General features: G+C 54.5%; 18 protein-coding genes. 10 read left to right on the plus strand and 8 right to left on the minus strand.

The annotated features are described in order from the left end of the window. Window positions 1-10: 10 nt before the first annotated feature. From LGT44_RS12200 to LGT44_RS12210, 3 genes are read right to left on the minus strand one after another with little or no spacing between them, the layout of a single operon-like run. Window positions 11-1,339, minus strand: a complete 1,329-nt coding sequence (locus LGT44_RS12200) for an N-acetylmuramoyl-L-alanine amidase (RefSeq protein WP_145469866.1) — start codon at window positions 1,337-1,339, stop codon at window positions 11-13. Beyond that, the gene (gene tsaE / locus LGT44_RS12205) at window positions 1,336-1,812 is read right to left on the minus strand and encodes a tRNA (adenosine(37)-N6)-threonylcarbamoyltransferase complex ATPase subunit type 1 TsaE (RefSeq protein WP_230332625.1); all 477 of its coding nucleotides are present in this window, start codon (window positions 1,810-1,812) and stop codon (window positions 1,336-1,338) included. The genes LGT44_RS12200 and tsaE overlap by 4 nt, the downstream gene beginning before the upstream one ends. Continuing rightward, window positions 1,812-3,332 carry an NAD(P)H-hydrate dehydratase gene (locus tag LGT44_RS12210; protein WP_230332624.1) on the minus strand — a complete coding sequence of 507 codons (1,521 nt, stop codon included), beginning with the start codon at window positions 3,330-3,332 and terminating at the stop codon, window positions 1,812-1,814. Before LGT44_RS12210 ends, tsaE begins: the two co-directional genes overlap by 1 nt. Window positions 3,333-3,397: 65 nt before the next feature. Here LGT44_RS12210 and queG point away from each other — a divergent pair, with 65 nt between their 5' ends. Continuing rightward, a complete protein-coding gene (gene queG, locus LGT44_RS12215; RefSeq protein ID WP_230332623.1) occupies window positions 3,398-4,495 on the plus strand; it encodes a tRNA epoxyqueuosine(34) reductase QueG in 1,098 nt (365 codons plus the stop codon). A gap of 112 nt (window positions 4,496-4,607) precedes the next feature. After that, a complete protein-coding gene (locus tag LGT44_RS12220) occupies window positions 4,608-5,657 on the plus strand; it encodes a sensor domain-containing diguanylate cyclase (RefSeq protein ID WP_230332622.1) in 1,050 nt (349 codons plus the stop codon). 77 nt (window positions 5,658-5,734) lie between these two features. On the opposite strand, the gene orn is transcribed toward LGT44_RS12220, so the two are convergent. Continuing rightward, window positions 5,735-6,277: an oligoribonuclease gene (gene orn / locus LGT44_RS12225; protein ID WP_145469871.1), complete on the minus strand. Its 543-nt coding sequence runs from the start codon at window positions 6,275-6,277 to the stop codon at window positions 5,735-5,737. Between the two features lie 99 nt (window positions 6,278-6,376). Between orn and rsgA the strand changes: the two genes are divergently transcribed. Further along, window positions 6,377-7,408 carry a small ribosomal subunit biogenesis GTPase RsgA gene (rsgA, locus tag LGT44_RS12230; protein ID WP_230332621.1) on the plus strand — a complete coding sequence of 344 codons (1,032 nt, stop codon included), beginning with the start codon at window positions 6,377-6,379 and terminating at the stop codon, window positions 7,406-7,408. Window positions 7,409-7,479: 71 nt separating this feature from the next. Here rsgA and motB read toward each other — a convergent pair whose 3' ends face one another. Together motB and motA are read right to left on the minus strand one after the other, a co-directional pair. Further along, the gene (motB, locus tag LGT44_RS12235; RefSeq protein WP_145469873.1) at window positions 7,480-8,505 is read right to left on the minus strand and encodes a flagellar motor protein MotB; all 1,026 of its coding nucleotides are present in this window, start codon (window positions 8,503-8,505) and stop codon (window positions 7,480-7,482) included. Continuing rightward, entirely contained in the window at window positions 8,505-9,356 is an 852-nt protein-coding gene (gene motA, locus LGT44_RS12240; RefSeq protein ID WP_145469874.1) for a flagellar motor stator protein MotA, read from the minus strand. Before motA ends, motB begins: the two co-directional genes overlap by 1 nt. A 205-nt stretch (window positions 9,357-9,561) precedes the next feature. On the opposite strand from motA, the gene LGT44_RS12245 reads away from it, so the two are divergent. The 5 genes from LGT44_RS12245 (at window position 9,562) to LGT44_RS12265 (ending at window position 14,678) form a co-directional block, all read left to right on the plus strand. Then, complete coding sequence (locus LGT44_RS12245; RefSeq protein ID WP_145469875.1) at window positions 9,562-11,190, plus strand: HDOD domain-containing protein; 1,629 nt, start codon at window positions 9,562-9,564, stop codon at window positions 11,188-11,190. 82 nt (window positions 11,191-11,272) lie between these two features. Next, the gene (locus tag LGT44_RS12250; protein ID WP_230332620.1) at window positions 11,273-12,109 is read left to right on the plus strand and encodes a sulfurtransferase; all 837 of its coding nucleotides are present in this window, start codon (window positions 11,273-11,275) and stop codon (window positions 12,107-12,109) included. Between the two features lie 8 nt (window positions 12,110-12,117). Beyond that, window positions 12,118-12,975 (plus strand): archaetidylserine decarboxylase, encoded by an 858-nt coding sequence (gene asd, locus LGT44_RS12255; protein ID WP_145469877.1) that lies wholly within the window; start codon window positions 12,118-12,120, stop codon window positions 12,973-12,975. Between the two features lie 145 nt (window positions 12,976-13,120). Next, a complete protein-coding gene (locus tag LGT44_RS12260; RefSeq protein ID WP_230332619.1) occupies window positions 13,121-13,987 on the plus strand; it encodes a DUF2167 domain-containing protein in 867 nt (288 codons plus the stop codon). A gap of 220 nt (window positions 13,988-14,207) precedes the next feature. Next, the gene (locus tag LGT44_RS12265; RefSeq protein WP_230332618.1) at window positions 14,208-14,678 is read left to right on the plus strand and encodes a GNAT family N-acetyltransferase; all 471 of its coding nucleotides are present in this window, start codon (window positions 14,208-14,210) and stop codon (window positions 14,676-14,678) included. 1 nt (window position 14,679) lies between these two features. Here LGT44_RS12265 and epmA read toward each other — a convergent pair whose 3' ends face one another. Continuing rightward, on the minus strand, window positions 14,680-15,603 hold the full coding sequence (gene epmA / locus LGT44_RS12270; RefSeq protein ID WP_230332617.1) for an EF-P lysine aminoacylase EpmA: 924 nt from the start codon (window positions 15,601-15,603) through the stop codon (window positions 14,680-14,682). 86 nt (window positions 15,604-15,689) lie between these two features. Continuing rightward, the gene (efp, locus tag LGT44_RS12275) at window positions 15,690-16,256 is read right to left on the minus strand and encodes an elongation factor P (RefSeq protein ID WP_145469881.1); all 567 of its coding nucleotides are present in this window, start codon (window positions 16,254-16,256) and stop codon (window positions 15,690-15,692) included. Between the two features lie 47 nt (window positions 16,257-16,303). Between efp and epmB the strand changes: the two genes are divergently transcribed. Then, the gene (gene epmB / locus LGT44_RS12280) at window positions 16,304-17,326 is read left to right on the plus strand and encodes an EF-P beta-lysylation protein EpmB (RefSeq protein WP_230332616.1); all 1,023 of its coding nucleotides are present in this window, start codon (window positions 16,304-16,306) and stop codon (window positions 17,324-17,326) included. 133 nt (window positions 17,327-17,459) lie between these two features. Continuing rightward, the gene (locus LGT44_RS12285) at window positions 17,460-19,277 is read left to right on the plus strand and encodes a GTPase (RefSeq protein ID WP_230333618.1); all 1,818 of its coding nucleotides are present in this window, start codon (window positions 17,460-17,462) and stop codon (window positions 19,275-19,277) included. Window positions 19,278-19,349: the final 72 nt, after the last annotated feature.

Below are 19,349 nucleotides of genomic sequence, written 5' to 3' on the forward strand. Positions count from 1 at the left end.
AGCCCGGAAATCAGGTATTAGGAATTTTGATACGCTGGCCGATGCGCAGCTGATCATTTTTCAGTTCGTTGACGCGACGCAGCTCATTAATCGCCACACCATTTTTAACGGCAATATCCGACAGGGTATCGCCACTGCGGATTACATAGGTATTAAATACCGGCGCACTGCTTTTCTGCACGGCAAGCAAGGTTCCCCGTGGCGGATGCTCACGGAAATATTCGGTAATACCGGCAAAAATCGCCCGTGCCATTTTTTTCTGATAATTACTGGTGGCCAGCTTACGCGCTTCATCCGGGTTGGAAATAAAACCGGTTTCTACCAGCAGCGCCGGCATATCAGGAGCTTTTAACACCACGAAGGCCGCTTCTTCCACATGGTTTTTGTGCAGCCGGGAAACGTTACCGATATTGTCGAGAATATGGGTGCCGAGTTTCACGCTGGAATTGCGTTTGGCGGTCATGGATAAATCCAGCAGCGTCATCGCCAGATGATCTTCTTTATCTTCCAGACTGACACCACCGATAAGATCCGATTCGTTTTCTTTATCGGCCAGCCAGCGCGCCGCCTCTGAGGTTGCGCCACGTTCCGACAACACAAATACCGAGCTGCCATGGGCGCTCGGATGTTTGAACGCATCAGCATGAATCGACACAAAAAAGTCGGCATTGGCTTTACGTGCTTTTTCTGTACGTTCACGCAGGCCGATATAGTAATCGCCGGTACGCACCATAAAAGGGTGGAAACCGTGTTCTGCGATTAACAGTCGCTGTAATTCTTTGGCAATGGCCAGTACCACGTTTTTTTCCCGCGTGCGGCCATGACCAATCGCGCCCGGATCTTCGCCACCGTGACCGGCATCGATAGCAATAATAATGTCGCGTTTATTGTCTGTATAAATATCGGCTTTTTTAACCGGCGCCACGACCTGAGCACCGACCTCACGCTCCAGATCAACCACCAAACGGTGATTGGCATACACATTATTCGGCGCCAGCGGAAAGCTTTTCGGGTTCAGCGGTTCCGTTACATCGAGCACGATGCGCACGTCATTACCATTGCGCTTGCCACTGCGGATACCGCGGATGGACGTGGACTGCAGATCAACTTTCGCCAGATCGTTCAGCACCTTGGAGTCGGCCAGATCGATCACGACCCGGTCAGGATTGCTGAGGGTAAATATTTTATGTTCCGCCGGGCTGGATAAATCAAACACCAGACGGGTTTTATCCGGCGACTGCCAGACCCGCACATCTTTAACGTCGGCATGCAGTGCCGGGCTGAGCAACAGCGGCAATATCAGCCCCAACAGGAAAACAGGCAAAAAAACAGGTTTCATGTCTGCTCAAACTCCTGCGCCAGCGTATCCAGAGACTGCACCCAGCGTTGACCACGTTCACTGCCGGCCTGCCAGCTCAGTTCGCGGCTGTCGCCCAGATCATCAATATGCAGCACCAGATCGGCCGCAGGCAGAACACCGCGGCCTTTTTCGGCCCACTCAATTAAACACAGCGCCTGGTTATCGAGATAATCGCGTATGCCCATAAATTCCAGCTCTTCAGCATCGCCCAGACGATACAGATCGAAGTGGCAGACATGACAGGCCGCCAGCGGATAATCCTCAACCAGAGTGTACGTCGGGCTTTTCACCGCGCCCTGATGTCCCAGCGCCTGAATCAGGCCACGGCTGAAGGTGGTTTTACCCGCCCCCAGCGTACCTTCCAGAAACAGCAGGCCGCCTTCGCTTAATACCGGCGCACAGGCCGCCGCAAAGGCCGTCATGGCGGATTCTCCGCACAGGCGAATGGTCATCAGTTAATCAGCTCCCGCAACATCATCATTAAATCGCTGGCCAGTAAACCACGCTGACCGTAACGTGCCGCCACCATATCAGCCGCAGCACTGTGCAAACAAACGCCATAACGCGCCGCCGCCCAGGGAGTCATGCCCTGCGCCAGCAACGCGGCAATCACGCCACTGAGCACGTCGCCCATACCGCCGCTGCTCATCCCCGGATTGCCGTCGGTACACAGCGCCAGACGACCATCAGGCGCGGCAATCAGTGAGCCCTGTCCTTTGAGCACCACCACCGCCTGATATTCCTGCGCCAGCTTGCGGGCCGCAGCAAAACGGTCGGCCTGCACTTCGGCAATGCTGCAGCCAAGCAGCCGTGCCGCTTCACCCGGATGCGGTGTGAACACAGCATCACGTCCGGCAAAATCACAGCGCCAGCCCGGTGATGCAAGAATATTCAGGGCATCGGCATCCAGCAGCAGCGGTCGTTCATCACCTAAAACCTGCTGCAACAACAACTCTGACCAGCTGCTCTGCCCCAGCCCCGGCCCGACCGCCAGTACCGCGGCACGGCTGAGCAATGGCTGCAGCTCCAGACCGGATTCAACAGCACGAACCATCACTTCGGGACGGCGCATCAGCAGTGGCGCCACATGTTCGGTACGGGTCGCACAACTGACCAGACCCGCACCGCAGCGGACTGCCGCTTCAGATGCCATAGCAGCAGCACCGCCCATGCCCTGATCACCACCGATCACCAGCACATGGCCGAACTCACCTTTATGGGCATTGCCGAGCCGCGCCGGTAAGCGCTGACCCAGACGGTCCAGGCGATCCCAGCTGATACGTTCGGCATCGGCCGGCAACTGGCGGTACAGCAGCGGATCGACGGCCAGTGAAGCAAAGGCGATCGCGCCACAGACATCCGGTCCGGCCGCGGTCAGCATGCCGCGCTTCATGCCGATAAAAGTCACCGTCAGGCTGGCTTCCACCGCATTACCCATAATGCGGCCAGTATCGGCATTCAGGCCGGAAGGCAGATCCAGCGCCAGTACATCAGCCCAGTGTTGGTTGATAGCGGCAATGGCCTGAGCATAATCACCACGAACTTCGGCATTCAGTCCGGTGCCCAGCAGCCCATCAACAATGACCCGCCCTTCGTACTCCAGTTCCCCACTGAAGACCTGCGGTTGCACGCCGGCATCCAGTGCCATTGTCCGCGCCTGTTGCGCGCTGTCCGACTGCCGTTGCAAATCACCCAGGGTATAAAAGCAAACATCCATGCCGTGGTAACAGGCCAGCGCTGCCAGTACCCAGGCATCACCACCGTTATTGCCCGGTCCGGCAAAGACGCAGATTTGCTGCTCATCCGGCCAGCGTTCCAGCAGGCAGGCAAACGCCGCTTCACCGGCACGCGACATCAGTTCAAAACCACTGATGTTTTCCTGTTCTGTTGCCAACCGGTCAAGCTCGCGCACCTGATCGGCGCGGTAGAGTTCACCCGGCAGATGATCCCTGGCGGTGTAAGGTCGATTCATCCCTTGGCTGCCTAATATGTTAAATTGCGCAAAATTATATAGAAGCTGAGCCTGAAGACGAACCCATGACAGAAAGATCGTCGGACAACGCACCGGATTGCACAGATTTATCGCCGTCATGGGCCACATTACGCGCCCAGCTGCACAGCTGGGCAGAAGAACTCGGCTTTCAGCAACTGGGCATTACCGGGGTCGATCTGGGCGAGCATGAACAGCGCCTGCAGCAATGGCTTGCCGCCGGTTATCACGGTGAAATGGGCTATATGGCCGACCATGGCAATATGCGCTCACGTCCGGCGGAGTTACTGCCCGGTACCCTGAGGGTAATCAGCGTACGTATGGATTATCTGGCGCCGGATATCCGCATCACCGATCAGCTGAGCGATAAAAATCAGGCCTATATTTCGCGTTACGCCCTCGGCCGCGATTATCACAAGCTGGTGCGCAAGCGCCTGACCGAACTGGGTAAGCGCCTGCAACAGGCCGCCGGCGAGATGGGCTTCCGCGCCTTTGTCGACAGCGCGCCGGTACTGGAGCGGGCGCTGGCCAACCGCGCCGGACTCGGCTGGATCGGCAAGAACACCATGCTGATCAACCGCAAAGCCGGCTCGTATTTTTTCCTGGGCGAAATCCTCACCGACCTGCCGCTCCCTCTGGACGAGCCCTACACACAGGATCATTGCGGACGCTGCACAGCCTGTCTGGATATCTGCCCGACCCAGGCTTTTGTCGGCCCCCACGTGCTGGATGCCCGGCGCTGTATTTCTTATCTGACCATCGAGCTGAATGGGCCGATTCCTGAAGACCTGCGACCGGGCATCGGCAACCGTATCTTCGGCTGTGATGACTGCCAGATCGGCTGCCCCTGGAACCGTTTCAGCAACGCCAGCAAAGAAGGCGATTTCAGCCCACGCCATCAGCTCGACAAGGCCAGTCTGTTGCAGCTGTTCGCCTGGGATGAAGCCACTTTTTTAAACCGCACCGAAGGCATGCCCATCCGCCGCACCGGTTACGAAAACTGGCTGCGCAATATCGCCGTTGCCCTGGGTAACGCGCCGCGCAGTCTGGAAGTGGCCGACGCCCTGCAACGCCGGCGGCCGCAGGTCAGCGCCCTGGTGCAGGAACATATCGACTGGGCGTTACAGCAACAGCAAAACCCATGATGAGCCACACAATAAACCCGTGGGCAAACAACACCTGTCTGATACCGTCAGACTGTCTAAACTTCAGAATTACCGGGCGATTTTGCAGACGCCTCAGCTGTTGGAGACCTTTATGACCGTTGCCTCACATCCGGCCCGCGAACATCAGCGCCTCCAGGCATTAAAGGAACTGGATATTCTCTACCTGCCGTTGGAAGACCGCTTTGATCGTATAACCCGGACACTGTGCCGGTTATTTGATGTCCCGGTTGCGTATCTGTCGCTGATTGATGACGAAACCCAGTGGCTCAAGTCGATTCATGGCCTCGACCTGATCAGCACGCCGCGCTCTGATGCACTCTGCCAGCACACTCTGCTGGAAGACGAATATCTGATCTGTGAAGACATGACTCAGGACCCGCGCTTCGCCGACAACCCCTACGTTACAGGCGCGCCTTATGCGCGTTTTTATGCCGGTTACCTGCTCAAAAGCCGCGAACAAAATGTCGGCACGCTGTGCATTGTTGATACCAAACCACGAACTTTCAGCGAGGACGATCTGTCTGCCCTCGCCGATATCGCCAGCTGGGCGCAAACCGAACTTAACCTGACCCAGATAAGCGATGCTCAGGTACAGCTGATCAGCGAGCTGGACGAAGCCTATCAGCAGGCGCGGATCGACAGCCTGACCCGGCTGTGGAATCAGGGCACCATCAAACAGATTCTGCACCGTGCCTTTCAGCGCCACCTGCTGAATCTTACGCCGCTATCGGTGCTGATGATCGATGCCGATCACTTCAAAAAAGTGAACGACACCTACGGCCATACTACTGGCGATAAAGTTCTGCAGAACATCGCTTCAGCCTTGCGTCAGGCATTGCGGCCGCAGGATGCGATTGGCCGTTACGGCGGTGAAGAATTTCTGATTATTCTGGATGACTGCGAACCACGACAAGCCGCAGAGTTGGCCAAACGCATCCTCAGCCGGGTGCGTACTCTCCGTTTTCCCGATGTTGCTGCGAATCTGAAAATCACCCTCAGCATCGGCATTGCCGGCTCATCGGCACGCGGACTGGAGAGCGAAACCGATCTGATGGATCTGGCCGATCGGGCGTTATACCGGGCCAAAAATAATGGCCGGGATCAGATCTGCCTGCTGCATAGCACAGAGGCGCAAGACTGAGCGCTCCTGCCGGTTATAAAAAAGCCCCGCAATCGCGGGGCTTTTTTTTATTGCACAGGATCTGGCCTGCCAAGCTCTTACAACGCCAGAAAGTGCTCACGGTAGTGCTGCATTTCAGCAATCGACTCTTTGATATCATCCAGCGCCTGATGGCTGCCTTTCTTCTGGAAAGATGACACCGCCGACGGTTTCCAGCGCTTGGCCAGCTCTTTCAGCGTGGACACATCAATATTGCGATAGTGCATATAGGCTTCCAGCTCCGGCATATATTTCACCAGAAAGCGGCGATCCTGATGAATGCTGTTGCCACACAGTGGTGAAGTGCCCGGTTTCACATGCTGACGCAGGAATTCCAGCGTTAACCGTTCGGCTTCACGGGCATTGGTACTGCTGTTGCGCACCCGCTCGGTCAGGCCAGAGTTGCCGTGGGTTTTGGTATTCCACTCATCCATGGCATCGAGCAATACATCGGGCTGATGAACCGCCAGCACCGGGCCTTCGGCAATAATGTTGAGGTTGCTGTCGGTGACTATGGTCGCGATTTCGATAATCACATCCTGCTCTGGCTCCAGACCGGTCATTTCCAGGTCCATCCAGACTAAATTTTCGTTTTGGCTCATAACGGCTTGCTCATAGATACATAGCGGCAGTTTAGCAACTTGCACCAGCCCCGGCCAACACGGACAATGGCCGCCTTGCCCTCACTACAGCGAAGATTGATGAGCAAACGTAAACTGACCAAACGCCAGGCCTGGCGCGTGGAGAAAATCCAGGAAGAAAAAGCCAAGCGCGCCCAGCAGAAAGAAAGCGGAATTGCCGAGCAGCTGAACGCCGGCGAACTGGGCGATGAATGCGAAGGTCAGGTGATTGCGCACTTCGGCACTCAGGTGGAAATCGAAAGCCGCGCAGAAGGCGCTCAGCGTTATCGCTGCTACCTGCGCGCGAATCTGGGCTCTCTGGTCACCGGTGACCGCGTAGTATTCCGCCCGGGCGCTGAGCATAACGGCCTACACTCCGGGGTTGTCGAAACGGTACTGAAGCGCAGCTCCGAATTATCCCGCCCCAACCCTTATAACGAAATTAAGCCGGTAGCGGCCAATATCGACTTTATTGTGCTGGTTGTGGCACCGGAACCTGAAGCACACAGTAACCTGATTGACCGCTATCTGGTGGCCGCCGAAAACTGCGATATCGAGCCCATTATTCTGCTCAATAAAACCGACCTGTTGAATGACAGTAACCGTGGTCATTTTGACCAGCTGCTCGGTGCTTATGAAGATCTGGGCTACCGCACTCTGCGGGTATGCAGCAAAGACGACAGCAGTCTGGGCGAACTGAAAGAATTCCTGAATGGCCGCATCAGTGTTTTTGTTGGCCAGTCGGGGGTTGGTAAGTCTTCATTAATTGCCACCCTGCTGCCGGGTGAAGAATTAAAAGTCGGTGCCTTGTCAGAAAATACCCGCAAGGGGAAACACACCACCACCACCGCGCGCCTGTATCACTTTCCGGCTGGCGGTGATCTGATTGATTCCCCGGGAATCCGTGAGTTTGGTCTGTGGCATATGAGTGAAGATGAAGTCTTGTATGGCTTCCGCGAATTACGCCCACTGGCCGGTTATTGCCGCTTCCGCGACTGCGCCCATAATCAGGAGCCGGGCTGTGCGATCCGTACGGCGGTTGAAGAAGGTAAGGTAAAACCCGAACGTTTCCAGAGTTATCAGCGTATCCTGCAAACACTGACCGAACTCTGAGTATGCAATGCATATAAAAAACGGCAGCCTCAGGCTGCCGTTTTTTTATATTGTTTCTGATGGCTCTGTAACTACCAGAACGCCTCATTTTTATTCGGTGGATTATCGTAGGTATTATCTTTTGATTCGCGTTTTTTACGCAGCTCTTCCAGTAATGACCCCGCTTTATTAATAACCGGCTGACGGGCGTCACCCGGAGCCTGATTATTGCTGTCGATAAATTCCACCTGTGGCTCACCACCGGAACGGTCACGCACAGTCTCTTCCGATTTTCTGTTCAGCAGTGTAATGGAAATACGACGATTCACTTCATTACCCGGATCATCCGGTTTCAGTGGTGCGGTATCCCCCATACCAATCACCTGCGCGATCTGCGATTTAGGTACGCCAGCTTCCATTAATGCCCGGCGTGCCGAATCTGCCCGCAGGGAGGATAAACCCCAGTTAGCATCATCTTCATCGCGGGTACCGCCGGCACGGGATGAATCGGTGTGACCGGCAATGGATAAACGGTGCTCCATGGTGGCCAGTAACGGCGCCAGTTCCCACAGAATATCTTCAGAATAATATTTAAGCCGTGCACTGCCGGGATCAAACATCGGACGTTTGGTCTGATCGACAATCTGCAGACGCAGACCTTCGGTGGTGATATCCAGCAGCAGCTGATTTTTGAACGGACTGAGAGTAGGACTGGCGTTAATCTGCGCTTCAATCTGCGCTTTCATATCTTCCATCCGTTTTTTCTCAATCGCTTCGGCCAGACTTTCAATTTCTTCGGCCTGCAGAATATCTTCCGGATCGATGGTTTCCGATTCAGAGACGTTATCCGACACAGAAGGTGAACCACCCAGATCGATGACGTATTTAGACGGCACTTTTTTGCCATCTTCAAAGGCCTTCGGATCCTGAAAATACCCAGAGATAGCCGCGCGTTCCTGCTCATTGGAGGAGTTAATTACCCACAGCACCAGAAACAGCGCCATCATCGCCAGAGCAAAGTCAGCCATAGCGACTTTCCAGGCGCCGCCATGGTCGTCATGCCGGCCCTTTTTCTTACGCCGGACAATAATATTCTGGTGAGGACCTAGATTTTCCATCAGCGACCACGAACCTTGCTTTCAACTTCGGTAAAGCTCGGGCGGCCATGGGTAAACAATGACTTACGTCCAAACTCAACCGCAAGCTGTGGTGGCAAGCCGTTAAGAGAAGCAATGATGCAGGACTTACTGGCTTCGTAGAGTTTAATTTCTTCTTCTGCCAGATGACGCATCACCGCGCTCACCGGGCCAACAATACCGTACGCCAGAAATACCCCACTGAAAGTACCGACCAGTGCGGCGGCTACGTGCGCACCAATCTCACTGACCTCGCCACCGATGGCACCCATGGTGATTACAATACCCAGTACTGCCGCCACGATACCAAAGCCCGGTAACGCATCGGCAACCTTACCCACTGCATTACCCGGTAATTCCAGTTCGTGCAGACGGGCATCAATTTCCTGATCCATCAGAGCTTCCAGTTCAAATGAAGTCAGGTTACCGGCCGCAATAATACGGAAATAATCGGCAATAAAATGAGCCAGTTCTTCGTTCGCCTGGATCGCCGGATAACGGGAGAACACTGCGCTGGACGCCGGGCTTTCCACATCAGCTTCAATCGCCATAATGCCTTCACGCCGGGCTTTATTCAGGATGTCATAAATCAGGCCGAGTACATCCATATACATCGCCTTATTGACCTTGCTGCCCATAATGACCTGTGGTGTCAGTTTGAAACACTGCAGTACCACATGCCACGGATTCGATAGCAAAAAGGCTCCGAACGCGGAACCACAAATAATCAGAATTTCGAAGGGCTGCCATAGCGCTAGCAAATTGCCATGAGACATGACATAGCCGTACAGCACACTTCCGATTACGATCACCAGCCCAATTAAAAACAGCATTCACTAGAGTCCTTGGTGCAACAACTCCCGGAGGGAAAGATTAAGACTACAGGAGTCTCTGAATAACCCGGAAAGACTCGTACACGACGGCAGAGATACAGGATGCCGAGCAAAGCCGAATGCCAGAGCCGAGAGCTGTGCAGGTTTATTCAGACACTTCTATAGTTAAGTAAAGGCTACAAACGGCTGTTACACAAACAGGGTCATGACACACTTATCGATAGCAAAACCACCGGCAACACTCTGGCAGACGCTCGCAGACTGTCATGACTTTCCCGTTCTGGAGGAATCGCGTGAGCGTATCCGCCAGCAAATGCATAACCGCAGCGTCAGCTTTGAAGACCTCGCCAGCTCAATTGAGCGCGATCCGGCGCTTTGCCTGCATTTATTACGCCTTAGCGTGGAGCGCCATCCCGGCTGCAACGAACAGATTTCAGGGGCTGCCAGCTGCCTGTCTCTGCTGGGTATGCAGGAACTGGTTAAGCTGATGAAGCAGCTGCCTGTCGTCTCAGCGGAGACTGAAGATCCCGCCGCTCAGCTTTACCGCAATGCACTGTTAACGGCCCAGCTGGCGGGCAATCTGGCCGCAGTATGGGCCGCCAGTAAAGGTAATACCTCCGTCAGCTATGCCCGCTGGAGCACCATGCTGACCTCTGCTCCGCTATGGCTGGCACTGCTGAACTACAAACCGGCGCAGAACTGGCTGCACCTGCTAAGTCGTGGCTGTGAGCTGGCCGAAAGTACCCGGGCTATTTTCGGCAGCCAGCTTTCTGCCATACAGAAACTGAATAAACAGCTGTCGCTACCCGTTATGGCCACGGCAGTATTCAACAAAGAAAACTGGCCAGATGCCGAACAATGGCGGGTTTTGCGTCATCATGACCCTCGCGATCTGGACAATCAGCGCCCGCTGCTGCATCACTGCCAACAACCAGCGATGATCAGCCTGATGGCAAACAGCCTCGCCTGGCATTGGCATATTGCCCCTGACGGTCGTCACAGCAAACGCTGGCAAACTCTGGTCAGCCATTGGCTTGGCAAACCGCAGCACATGCTGCAACCGGAACTGCGCCAGCTGCAGGTGCAAACCAGCAAGCAACAGCACAGCGGTATTTCTACCGGCCTGCAGCTGCTGCTCAGCCCGCAACCAGCCGTCCACGAATACCCCTGGATTGATACAGAAAATGCCGCACCTAAGCAGCCAGTGCACGAGGAGCAGGCACAGCCTTATCATGAGCGCAGGGCAACACCAGCGGTTAATGCAGAGCCTGAAGAGCGCCACAGCGACGATAAATATATGAAGAAACTGCTGCGCCAGCTGCAGCAGGAACCGGACAGCTTCGGCGACTGGCACTATCTGATGCGTGGCATGCTGAAAGGGGTTTGCGAAGGTATCGGTCTGTCGGCGGCCTGCATTGCTTTGCTGAATAAAGACAAAACCGTACTGAAGGTGTTTTATGCTGAAGGCATGAGCGAACAGGCGCCGATGCGGCGTTTTGTGGTCGACCTGCGTAAGCCTTCGTTGTTCAACAAATTGCTGGAAAAACAATCCAGCCTGTTGCTTAACAGCGACAACCGCCAACGTTTTCTGCAGCATCTGCCAGCTGCCACCAGCGAGCTGATTCCACAGCAGACCATGATGATGTCGATTGACGCCGGCGCAGCTCCGATAGGTTTGGTAATGGGTTTTGCCGCCGAACATCAGCCGGAATTATCCCAGGCGGAATACATCAGCTTTAAAAACCTCTGTCAGGTTACCAGCCAGAGTCTGGCAACCCTGAAAGCCAACACCGAAAAACGGCGCCGCGCAGCCGCAAACCACGGTCAGCCATAAGCGCTGACGCAAGCGGCGCCTGACATCCGTCCCCGGCTTGGATAAACTCTCGCCTTTATTATTCACACTGGCGGAGTTTTCCATGGCAGATTTTCCTCTGTTGCTGGAACCGGAAGCGCTGGCGGCGCAATTACCCCTGACGCCGGCCCAGGGCAAAGTACTGATTATTGAGCAGGCGAAATACGAAGATTACCTGCAGCAGCACATCACCGGTGCCGTGCATCTGGATTTCAAACGTCTGCAATGCAGCGGCCAGCCGGTCCCCGGCAAGTTACCACCGGTTGAGCAGCTGTCCGAAGTATTCAGTGAACTGGGGCTGACCCCGGATACCCATGTTATCTGCTCGGACGATGAAGGCGGCGGCTGGGCCGGACGTCTGATCTGGGTACTGGATATGATCGGTCACCAGCACTATTCCTATCTCAACGGCGGCATTGTTGCCTGGCGTGAAGCCGGTCTGCCGACCGAAAGTGGTGAGCATAAAGTACAAGCGTCCGGCTATCAGGTGGGCGCACTGCACCATGAATTTGCACTGGACAAAGATCAGATTATTGCCCGTATCGGCCAGCCGGATTTTGCTATCTGGGATGCCCGCTCTGCAGCGGAATACAGCGGCGAAAAAGTGATTTCACAACGCGGCGGACATATCCCCGGCGCGGTGAACTACGAGTGGACGCTGGGAATGGATAAATCCCGCGGTCTGCGCATTAACGAACTGAACGGCTTCCGTCAGTTACTGGCAGAGATGGGCATCGATAGCAGCAAAGAAATCGCCACCCACTGTCAGACCCATCACCGTTCCGGCTTTACCTATCTGGTCGGAAAAATTCTTGGCCTGAACATCAAAGGCTATGCCGGCTCCTGGTCCGAATGGGGCAACGACCCGGCCACTCCTGTCAGCACTGGCAGCCAACCCTGAGGAATCCCATGTCATTTAAAGATCAAGCCTTTATCGGCGCCCAGTATCTGTTACCACAACACCTGTTATCCCGTGCAGTTGGCTGGCTGGCCAGCTGCGAAACCAGCTGGATCAAAAATCCGCTGATCCGTGCCTTTATCGATCAGTACGACGTCAACATGAACGAAGCGCAGCGTAAAACCGCCGAGGAATTCCGCTGCTTTAACGACTTCTTTACGCGCGAGCTGGAAGACGGCGCACGCACCATCGCCAGCGGTGATGATGTGATTGTTTCTCCGGCCGATGGTGCGGTGTCCCAGCTGGGGCCCATTGAAAACGGCCGTATTTTCCAGGCCAAAGGTCAGGACTACTCGCTGATCGAACTGCTCGGTGGTGACACCCAGCGTGCAGAACCCTTTATGGGCGGTGAGTTCGCGACTATTTACCTGTCGCCAAAGGATTATCACCGCGTGCATATGCCGGTGACCGGCACCCTGCGTGAAGTGGTTTATGTGCCGGGCGACCTGTTTTCAGTGAACAAAACCACCGCCGAAAATGTTCCGCGTCTGTTTGCCCGTAATGAGCGTCTGGTTGCCATCTTCGATACCGAGCATGGCCCGATGGCTATGGTTCTGGTTGGAGCCATGATTGTGGCCGCGATTGAAACCGTCTGGGCCGGACTGATTACCCCGCCGAAACGTCAGCTGAAAGTCACCGACTTCACTAACCCGCAGCCTGTTACCCTGCAGAAAGGTGAAGAAATGGGTCGCTTCCTGCTCGGCTCGACCGTTGTTCTCTGCTTCGGCAAGGACAAAATCGACTGGCTGGATCAGCTCAAAGCCGACTCGCCGCTGCGCATGGGCGAAGCCATCGCCAAAGCCGACTGATATATCTGTCAGCTCCGGGTTGCATAAAACCCGGAGCTCCCTGACAATTCCTTACATTGCCGGATACCGGCATATCCTTCCAGCCGTGGTTAACACCGCCGAAATGGATCTTCTGACTTTAACTATCTCCGTGTAAGGAAATACGATGTTTAACCGTCTGCTTGCCAGTATCGTACTGCTGGCTGTATCCCTGTTTGTCTGCGCTGAAGAAGAAAGCGGCATGACTGCCCAGCAATTCTGGGACTCCCTTAACCGCCAGCAAGGCGACATTCCTCTCTATGGCGCCGGCGCCACCCTGCATGTACCGGAAGGTTTCTACTTTCTTGATGGCAATGACAGTGAGCGTGTACTGGTAGATGTCTGGGGCAATATTCCGGGCCAGAATGTTCTCGGCATGCTGTTCCCTGCGGATCAGACGCCGTTTGATGACAATTCCTGGGCAGTAATCATTGAATATGAAGAAGAAGGCTACGTTTCTGACGAAGACGCTGCCGACATCGACTACAACGAACTGCTGCAACAGATGAAGGATGATATCCGCGCAGAAAACAAAGAACGCGCCGCTATGGGTTATGAATCCATTGAGCTGATCGGCTGGGCTGCCGCGCCCTATTACGATGCCAGCGCAAAGAAACTGCACTGGGCCAAAGAGCTGCGCTTTGGTGATGAAGAGCTGCACACGCTGAACTACAACATCCGCGTGCTGGGCCGTAAGGGCGTTCTGGTGCTGAACTTCATTGCCAGTGTCGATCAGCTGACAACCATCGAGAGCAACCTGAGTGCCGTGCTGAACATCGCTGAGTTTGATCAGGGCTCAACCTATGCCGACTTTAACCCGGATATGGATAAAGTAGCCGCTTACGGTCTGGGCGCACTGATTACCGGTAAGGTACTGGCCAAAACCGGTTTCCTGGCACTGACGCTGGTGTTCCTGAAGAAGTTTGGTGTCTTTATTGTGCTCGGTCTGGCCGCTCTGGGCCGCAAGATGTTCAGCCGCAATAAAGAAGCCTGATGCTTTCCGGGCAGCGCTTCTGTGCGCTGCCCTCAATTTTCTGGCCCGATTGGACAAATTGCGAAGTTCAGCACGGCTTCTCCAATATCACCGCGATATTATGACCAACGGCAACAATGCCTACACATTTATCAGCAATTGTCTGGGCAAGCACCTTTTATCCGGGGTAAGCTTCTGCATTCCTGATCAGTTTATGAATTACTGCAGCGGTGGGTAGACGATGTATATCGATACGGCTTCAACTTCAGATATATCTGCACTTTGTGACCTGGCGTCGCTGCTGGAAACACAGGAAGGTGACTTTTTTGGCCGCCGCCATCAGCAGGTACGCCGTCTGGGTAATCTGCTGCTGGCAAAAGAACATGCCCTGGTACTCTGCATCCGCGATCAGGAAGAAGTCATTGCCATGCTGACCCTGAGCAGCCTCAATCCCGGCAGCGACCAACCGGCCATTATGCGGCTGAATGATATGGCGGTACTGCCGGCGTATCAGGGTCAGGGAGCAGGCAGTATGCTGTTACAGGCCGCGATCAATCAGGCACGCCAGGCTGGCTGGAGCAAAATTGTTGTCCATCAGACCGATATAAACCCCACCATACAGCAGCAGCTGTCACGCTTTGGCTTCAGCCCTGCCGGTCAACAGATACAACTGAGCCTGAGAGCCGATAAAGCTTCTCTCTCTGTTGCCTGATTCAGGCACGGCTCCAGTCAAAACTCAGCACATCGGCAATATTGCCGCTGTCCTGAACCAGCATTAATAAACGGTCGAGCCCCATTGCCACGCCGGCACAGTCTGGTAAGCCATGCTCCAGTGCCGCCAGTAAATATTCATCAATCGGACGGCCGCCGGCCTCCTGCACAAAACGCCGCCGCTGCTCTTCTGCATCGGTCAGTTCGTGGTAACCATTAGCCAGCTCAGCACCGTTGAAATACAACTCGAAACGCTGTGCCACCGCGACACCCTCAGTGTTGTTACTGACCCGCGCCAATGCCGCCTGTGAGGCCGGAAAATCATCGATAAACACCAGAGTATCTGCCGGCAGAGACGGTTCGACCTGATGACTCATAATCACATCCAGCCAGCCATCGCGGCTGAGCTGCAGATCCTGTCCTGCCAGTTGCTGACCCAGCACAGCAATCTGCTCATTACTGGCAGAATGAACGTCCAGCCCGGCGTAACCTTTCATGGCCTCGTCATAGCTCAGGTTAAGCCGTGGCAGTTGCGGGTAACGGGCTGACAATAACTGCGTTACAAGCTCGGCAACTTCATCCATCAGCCGACGATGATCAAAGCCTACCCGGTACCATTCCAGCATGCTGAATTCCGGGTTATGACGCCGCCCGGCTTCACCACGGCGAAACACCCGCGCAATCTGAAAAATATCGCCACTGCCGGCACACAGCAGGCGCTTCATCGCATATTCAGGGGAAGTCTGTAGCCAGCGCTGTTCGCTGGTGCACATGGGCTCGATATTCGGATCAGAGACCGGTGCTGAGGCCAGCACCGGGGTTTCGACTTCGAGTACATCGCGGGCAGCAAAAAACTGCCGGATCTGCTGATTCATCCGGGCGCGGGAACGCAGCGCATGCATTTCGGCAGAAGGTTGCCAGTTCATGGGTTACCTGTTGATGTCGGTATAAAAACATAAAAAAGACATAAAAAAGGGAGCGTAAAGCTCCCTCCTGTAACAGCGCCAAGGACTCAGGCGCGGCTGACGTAGTCGCCGCTGCGGGTGTCGATACGCAGCTTGTCACCAATATTAATAAACAGCGGCACTTTAACCACAGCACCGGTGGTCAGCGTGGCCGGCTTGTTACCACCCTGAGCAGTATCGCCTTTCAGGCCCGGATCGGTTTCCACCACTTCCAGCTCAACAAAGTTTGGCGGAGCGACAGTCAGTACAGCACCGTTGAACAGAGTAATGGTGTAGATTTCCTGTTCTTTCAGCCACTTTACCGTATCGCCCAGCGCTTCCTGAGAGGCAGCATGCTGTTCAAAAGAACCGTCGGTGGCCATGAAATGCCAGAATTCACCGTCGTTGTAGAGATATTCCATCTCCAGTTCCATCACATCGGCGCCTTCCAGCGAATCACCCGACTTGAAGGTTTTTTCCACCACACGGCCATTACGCAGGTTGCGCAATTTAACGCGGTTAAACGCCTGGCCTTTACCCGGCTTAACGTATTCGTTATCCAGAATGGAACAGGGCTCGCCATCCAGCATGACTTTAAGACCTGATTTAAATTCGTTGGTAGAATAATTCGCCATGTAATAACCCGTTTTAAATTAATCGCTTCTTAGGAATTCATATCAAGTTGCCTATCATAACGCGATCTGCCGCCGCTGTTGAGGGCGAAGACTGGCAGCAGATTCTGGCCCAGGCATTCCGCCGCCCACAAGAACTGCTGGAATACCTCGATTTGCCACTGTCAGAGATGCCAGAACGCCTGCAGGCCTGTCAGGAATTCAGCATGCTGGTACCCCGGACTTATGCCGCACTGATGCAGAGCGGCAATGCAACCGATCCATTACTGCTGCAAGTGCTGCCGCAGGCAACGGAAAACGAACACCGGCCGGGCTATATCACCGACCCACTGGCGGAAAAAGACACCAATATCCAGCCAGGGATTATTCACAAATACCGCGGCCGGGTACTGCTGCTGGCCACCAGCGGTTGTGCCATTAACTGCCGCTATTGTTTCCGCCGCCACTTTGCCTATGGCGACAACCGCATCAGCCGCAAGCAGTGGGCAGAAGCGCTGAATTATGTCGCGACGGATAGCAGCATCAGCGAAGTGATCCTCAGTGGCGGCGATCCTTTACTGCTGCAGGATGATGCCCTGCAGGAACTGGTTACCCTGATAGAAGCCATTCCGCATGTACGCCGTCTGCGCATTCACAGTCGCCTTCCAGTCGTGATTCCGCAGCGTCTGACCCCGGCACTGCAAAGCCTGCTGAGCAACAACCGTCTGCAGGTCAGCATGGTTCTGCATATCAATCATCCAACCGAACTCAGTGACGCCCTGCGTCTGCCATTACAGGCACTTCGTCAGAGCGGTGTTACCCTGCTGAACCAAGCCGTATTGCTGAGAAAAGTGAACAACACGCTCGGTATTCTGTCTGATTTAAGCGAACGGTTGTTTGAATTTGGGGTGCTGCCTTATTACCTTCACCTGCTTGATTCAGTCCGGGGGGCTCATCATTTTGATATCAGCGAGCAGGAGGCCGTGTTTTTGTACCGGCAACTACTGGCTGAATTACCCGGATACCTGGTTCCACGCCTGGTTCGCGAGGAAGCAGGCAAAGCGAACAAGTCCCCAATCAACCTCGACAGGTAAACGGATATTGCCTATAAGGAAGTAGGCTTTTGCTATGAATCACATGCACTTACGGCAAAGTCGCTATACTGTGTATGAGGTTCGGCAAAAATCCGCCGGATGAAAAACTTTGGTTTAATCACAGCAGGATTGCATGGAAAGCCCGAAAACACCGATAAAACTGCACATACCGACAACGCCTCTCGCGCAGCCATCATTTTGTGCGGGTAATGTTGAGGGCGTTACCCAGTGGGCCAAAGAATTACCTATGGCCAACACCGGTGAAGCTGCACGTCAGTTATATCAGGCTATCCGCGAGCTGAATCAATGGAACACCGACCCGTTGCTGCGCTTTAAAGTGCTGGAAGTGGTGCGGCCTTACATCTATTCCATCTGCACCCTGCTGAATAAACACTTTCTGCAATCGTCCATATCACTGAACGATAAACAGCTGAAAATCGCCAATCTCAGTCAGGCGCTGCAGGGACATCTGGCCACCGGTTATAAGATGGTTGTGGCGCACAGCATCAGCCGTGTTGCACCGGCAGACAAGCCCTCCAAAGTGGTTACGCTGGCGATCCACCGCGCGATTTCCGATACCAATCAAACCATACTGCGTGCTTTCCAGCTGTATTGTCAGCCGCCGGAGCACGCCTGGCTGGAGATCAACCAGCTTTATCTGCTGGCAGAAATGCACAAATTGCTGACCTATAAAGTCAGTGACCGCCAGACCCGTTTCTTATCCACATCCACTATTCAGGATGTGTATATCCGCGCTCACCTGCTCGGAACCGCCAAGCCTAATAACCTGCGCCAGCAGGATCTGGCTCAACTGTACGATGCCAGCGAGCTGTGGGCGGAATCTGCTTCTCTGTCTGCCGCCGACGATGAGAGCGCTCTGTTTATTATTAACCTGCACCGTGATCGTCCGGGACAGTACCGCCAGCACCTGCGAGATGCACAAAAGCCGTTGTTCCGCAGCCTGAATACCGCGCAGCTGGTACAAGCACTAAAACACTGGGCAGCCAATCCTAATGGCACCCATCAGATTACCGTTCCCGGCAAACTCAGCGACAACCTGCTGTCCCACGCCATTCAGTCCTGGGGAATCCACTGGCAGCGCTCCTTCCGCCGGGCACAGACTGAAGGCCAGCTGCGTATTTGCATCGGACTTTCTGCAACCCACTATTACAGCGGTGGTCAGCAGGATTTCGAAAAGATGCTGGCCTCAGTGAAACCCAAGACTCTGGAAGGCGAGGTTGAGCGCAGCGTTGATGTCGGCAAAGCCAGCAGCGAAGGCGATGTCTGGGCTAATGCCTTCGATGCCGGTGGTGCCCGTATTGCCGAAAATACCGCACTGAATATTGATGCCATTGAGTTCATCAATAAACACAAAGCGCAGGAAGAAAGCAGTGACGAAGTCACCACAAAATACCCTGCACATCAGGTTGATCTGATTAATACCAGCCCGGGCGGTTACTGTATTCACTGGAACGGAGAAGTGCCGGCCAGTATTCAGGCCGGAGAATTATTAGGCATTCAGGAGCGCGGAGTTAAACACTGGTCCATCGGTGTGATCCGCTGGATTCGTCACCTGCGCGATCAGGGTACACAGCTCGGCGTTGAACTGTTAGCCCCAAAAGCCGAAGTCGGCGCAGCGCGGTTACTGCAGAAAACCGGCAGCAACGGTCCTTATATGAGAGCGTTGCTGTTGCCCGCAATCAAGGCCATTGCTCAGCCTGCAACACTGCTGCTGCCGCGCATCCCCTTCCGCACAGGCAATAAGGTCGAATTAATGTATCCTGAATTACAGGGTCGTTATCAGCTGACCAAGCGACTGACATCAACCAGCAGTTTCAGTCAGTTTCAGTTCCGCAGTGCCGGTGCAGCCAGTCAGGCTCAGTCATCAGGGATGCAGCAAACGCCGGGACTGGGTGAAGATGACTTTGATTCCATCTGGAACAAACTCTGATCCTATATACCACCATCTGATCGTTTTAAAATGCCCTTCTGACCGTTTTGTCACACCCGGTCATTTTTTTTT

The sequence above is a fragment of the Thalassolituus alkanivorans genome, from assembly GCF_020447205.1.
Classification (GTDB): domain Bacteria; phylum Pseudomonadota; class Gammaproteobacteria; order Pseudomonadales; family Oceanobacteraceae; genus Venatoribacter; species Venatoribacter alkanivorans.

Bases quoted from the DNA above. Each gene is read 5' to 3' on its own strand.
- LGT44_RS12200 (WP_145469866.1), bottom strand. From the start codon at position 1,339: ATGAAACCTGTTTTTTTGCCTGTTTTCCTGTTGGGGCTGATATTGCCG.
- tsaE (WP_230332625.1), bottom strand. From the start codon at position 1,812: ATGACCATTCGCCTGTGCGGAGAATCCGCCATGACGGCCTTTGCGGCG.
- LGT44_RS12210 (WP_230332624.1), bottom strand. From the start codon at position 3,332: ATGAATCGACCTTACACCGCCAGGGATCATCTGCCGGGTGAACTCTAC.
- queG (WP_230332623.1), top strand. From the start codon at position 3,398: ATGACAGAAAGATCGTCGGACAACGCACCGGATTGCACAGATTTATCG.
- LGT44_RS12220 (WP_230332622.1), top strand. From the start codon at position 4,608: ATGACCGTTGCCTCACATCCGGCCCGCGAACATCAGCGCCTCCAGGCA.
- orn (WP_145469871.1), bottom strand. From the start codon at position 6,277: ATGAGCCAAAACGAAAATTTAGTCTGGATGGACCTGGAAATGACCGGT.
- rsgA (WP_230332621.1), top strand. From the start codon at position 6,377: ATGAGCAAACGTAAACTGACCAAACGCCAGGCCTGGCGCGTGGAGAAA.
- motB (WP_145469873.1), bottom strand. From the start codon at position 8,505: ATGGAAAATCTAGGTCCTCACCAGAATATTATTGTCCGGCGTAAGAAA.
- motA (WP_145469874.1), bottom strand. From the start codon at position 9,356: ATGCTGTTTTTAATTGGGCTGGTGATCGTAATCGGAAGTGTGCTGTAC.
- LGT44_RS12245 (WP_145469875.1), top strand. From the start codon at position 9,562: ATGACACACTTATCGATAGCAAAACCACCGGCAACACTCTGGCAGACG.
- LGT44_RS12250 (WP_230332620.1), top strand. From the start codon at position 11,273: ATGGCAGATTTTCCTCTGTTGCTGGAACCGGAAGCGCTGGCGGCGCAA.
- asd (WP_145469877.1), top strand. From the start codon at position 12,118: ATGTCATTTAAAGATCAAGCCTTTATCGGCGCCCAGTATCTGTTACCA.
- LGT44_RS12260 (WP_230332619.1), top strand. From the start codon at position 13,121: ATGTTTAACCGTCTGCTTGCCAGTATCGTACTGCTGGCTGTATCCCTG.
- LGT44_RS12265 (WP_230332618.1), top strand. From the start codon at position 14,208: ATGTATATCGATACGGCTTCAACTTCAGATATATCTGCACTTTGTGAC.
- epmA (WP_230332617.1), bottom strand. From the start codon at position 15,603: ATGAACTGGCAACCTTCTGCCGAAATGCATGCGCTGCGTTCCCGCGCC.
- efp (WP_145469881.1), bottom strand. From the start codon at position 16,256: ATGGCGAATTATTCTACCAACGAATTTAAATCAGGTCTTAAAGTCATG.
- LGT44_RS12285 (WP_230333618.1), top strand. From the start codon at position 17,460: ATGGAAAGCCCGAAAACACCGATAAAACTGCACATACCGACAACGCCT.